Raw genomic sequence first — 2,569 nt, 5'->3', positions numbered from 1 at the left:
CAGCGGCGTCAACACCCCCTGCCCGAACAGCTCCAGGACCTCCGCCAGCATCTCCCGAACGCGGTCGGGGGACAGCTCGGCGAGGTCGAAGCTCCGGTACGCGACGCCCGGGTGGGCGTCGGCCACGGCTCCGGGGTCGCGGAGGTCGGTCTTGCCCATCTCCACGAACCGCCCGCCACGCGGCAGCAGCCGCAGCGAGGCGTCCACGAACTCCCGCGCCAGGGAGTTGAGGACCACGTCCACGCCCTGGCCGTCGCTGGCCGCGAGGACGGACGCCTCGAAGTCGAGCGTGCGCGAGGAGGCGATACGGGAGTCCTCGATGCCGGACGCACGGAGCACGTCCCACTTGCCGGTGCTGGCCGTGCCGTACACCTCGGCGCCGAAGTGCCGGGCGAGCTGCGTCGCGGCCATGCCCACACCACCGGCGGCGGCGTGCACGAGAATCGACTCGCCCGCTTCCAGGGCGGCGAGGTCCCGCAGCGCGTAGTACGCCGTGAGGAACACCGTGGGCACGGCCGCGGCCTGGGCGAAGGACCAGCCCTCCGGCATCGGCGCGAGCATGCGCGCGTCGGCGACCGCGAGCGGCCCGAAGCCGCCGTCGATGAGTCCGAGGACGCGGTCGCCGACGGTCAGGTCCGTGACGTCCGGTCCGACCTCGACGACGACGCCCGCGCCTTCGGTGCCCATCTGGGCCTCGCCGGGGTAGATGCCCAGGGCGATGAGGGCGTCGCGGAAGTTGACTCCGGCGGCGCGCACGGAGACCCGTACTTCGCCCACCGCGAGGGCCCTGCCGCCGAACTCCTCGGCGTCGTCGGCGACGGGAAGCAGCGCCAGGTTCTCCAGCGTGCCCCGGCCCGTGACCCCCAACTGCCAGGACTCACCCGCCGGAACGTCGAGCACCCCGCCGACGGTCCGCACGAGGCGCGGCACCCACACCACGTCCCCGCGCACCGCCACCTGCGGCTCGTCCAGTTCGAGGACGCCGGGCAGCAGGGCGGACGACTGCTCGCCGCCGTTCGCCGCCGGGTCCAGGTCCACCAGGACGATCCGCCCCGGGTTCTCCGACTGGGCGGACCGCACGAGGCCCCACACGGGCGCGTCCACCACGCCCGCCCCCGACACGACATCGCCGGAGCCGACGCCCACGGCGCCGGAGGTGACGACGACGAGTCGCGCGTCGGCGCCGTCGTCGAACGCCAGCCACTCCCCCACGACGCCCAACGTGCCGTACAGGGAGGCGCGTACGGATCCGGCCGTGTCGCCGTCGTGCGCCTCGCCGACGCGCGTCACGAAGACGGATTCGGGCAGCGTGGCCCCGTCGCGCACGGCGGCGGCCAGGGCGGCCACGTCGGCGTACGCGGTGACCGTCGCGCCGGTGGCCGCGATCGCGGCGCGCAGGCCGAGTTCGTCGGCGCCCAGGACGGCGTACGGGCCGCTCGTGGCGGGCGCGGGCGCGGACACCACGGTCCAGTCCACGCGGAACAGCGAGTCGTCGTCGCCGGACCCGGTGTCCAGGTCCCCGGCCGCGAGGGCGCGCAGGACGAGGGAGTCGACGGTGGCGACGGGTTCGCCGGAGACGTCGGCGAGGGTGAGGGACACGGCGCCGGACGCGGCGGGCGTGAGGCGGACGCGCAGCGCCGAGGCGCCGGTCGCGTACAGGGTCACGCCGGTCCAGGAGAACGGCAGGCGCGCGCCCGCCGCGTCGTCGTCGCCGACGGCGGTCAGGGCGAGGCCGTGCAGGCTCGCGTCGAGGAGCGCCGGGTGCAGCCCGTAGTCGGCCGATTCGTCGCGCTGTCCGTCCGCGAGGGCGACCTCGGCGAACACCTCGTCGCCGAGGCGCCAGGCCGCCTGTACGCCCTGGAAGGCCGGGCCGTAGCCGAGGCCCGCGGCGGCGAAGCCCGCGTACAGGTCGGCGGTGTCCACGGCGACGGCGCCGGTCGGCGGCCACTGGGCGAGGCCGGTGGCGGCGCCCGTGGGCCGCGCGGCCGCCGGGTCGGCGGTGGCGAGCACACCGGCGGCGTGCCGGGTCCACGGCTCGTCGGGGACGTCGTTCTGGCGGCGCGAGTGCAGTGTGAAGGGGCGGCGTCCGGCGTCGTCCGGCTCCTCGACCCACAGCTGGAGCTGGACGCCGGTGCCGTCGGCGGGCAGCACGAGCGGGGCTTCGAGGATCAGCTCGTCGAGCAGGTCGCAGCCGACCTCGTCACCGGCGCGCACGGCCAGCTCGACGAAGGCCGTGCCGGGCAGGAGCGTCCGGCCTGCGACGACGTGGTCGGCGAGCCAGGGGTGCGCGTCGACCGAGAGGAGGCTGGTGAACAGGCGGGCGTCGCTCCCGGCGACCTGGACGGCCGCGCCGAGCAGCGGGTGGTCGGCGTCGGTGAGCCCGGCCGAGGTGACGTCGCCGGTGAGGGCCGGGGCGTGCAGCCAGTAGCTCTGGTGCTGGAAGGCGTACGTGGGCAGATCGACGCGGTCGCGGGACTCCACGGGCGCGTACAGCGGCGTCCAGTCGACGGCGATGCCGCGCACGTGGAGCTGGGCGAGGGCGGTGAGGAAGGTGTCCGGCCCGGGGCGG

General features: G+C 75.8%; 1 protein-coding gene. It reads right to left on the bottom strand.

The window, feature by feature from the left end:
* Positions 1–2,569, bottom strand: a 2,569-nt coding sequence (locus IE274_RS39075) for a SpnB-like Rossmann fold domain-containing protein (RefSeq protein WP_190120711.1), incomplete at both ends; no start/stop codon positions are given.

Source organism: Streptomyces flavofungini (assembly GCF_014650815.1).
Taxonomy (GTDB): domain Bacteria; phylum Actinomycetota; class Actinomycetes; order Streptomycetales; family Streptomycetaceae; genus Streptomyces; species Streptomyces flavofungini.
The sequence above is the reverse complement of the archived record's forward strand: the minus strand, read 5'-3'. Positions and strand labels throughout refer to the sequence as shown.